The following is a 522-nucleotide window of genomic DNA, read 5'->3' on the forward strand; positions in this document are numbered from 1 at the left end:
CGTTAACCGGTAAGGTGGTGAGTTTCACGCAACTGATGGCGAAGTTTGTCTCAGGTGAGCACTATTACGAGATGGAACCACAGTATTTTTGTCGTTGCTGCAACCACCGAGCGATCGGTGAAGTGGTACCTCACCCGGCAAGACACGTATCGGCCGCTCTGTAGTTTAACGTTACGCTGCTAAAGGCTCTTCGTTGGAGTAGGGCGATCCGTCGATCATCACTGGCCAGCCATAAGATGCGTATTCACGTGCTAAAAACTTAGCGACTTCGTGAGAAACCGTGGTGTATGTCCATTCGCCAACACCAAACGGTTTGTACGCCAGTTGTAAGGTTAACATTGCTTTTTCCTCAATAATTTTTCCTATTATTGCCTTACTATTTGGCTCATTTCTTCTGTTTATAGCTCACTTTATTCTCTGCAAAGTTCATCGTTTCACTTTTTCATTCACACCGATTTTTCTCTTATAAAAGCCGTGTGAGTACCTTTGTTATTTATAAACCTATGTTAACAACTAGGATGT

Annotated in this window: 1 protein-coding gene; it reads right to left on the minus strand. The window is 43.5% G+C overall.

Features of this window, described 5'->3' with window-relative positions:
• Positions 1-171: 171 nt before the first annotated feature.
• The gene (locus R7Q46_RS30170; RefSeq protein WP_005466428.1) at positions 172-339 is read right to left on the minus strand and encodes a hypothetical protein; all 168 of its coding nucleotides are present in this window, start codon (positions 337-339) and stop codon (positions 172-174) included.
• Positions 340-522 lie beyond the last annotated feature (183 nt).

It is taken from the genome of Vibrio sp. 811, assembly GCF_033339195.1.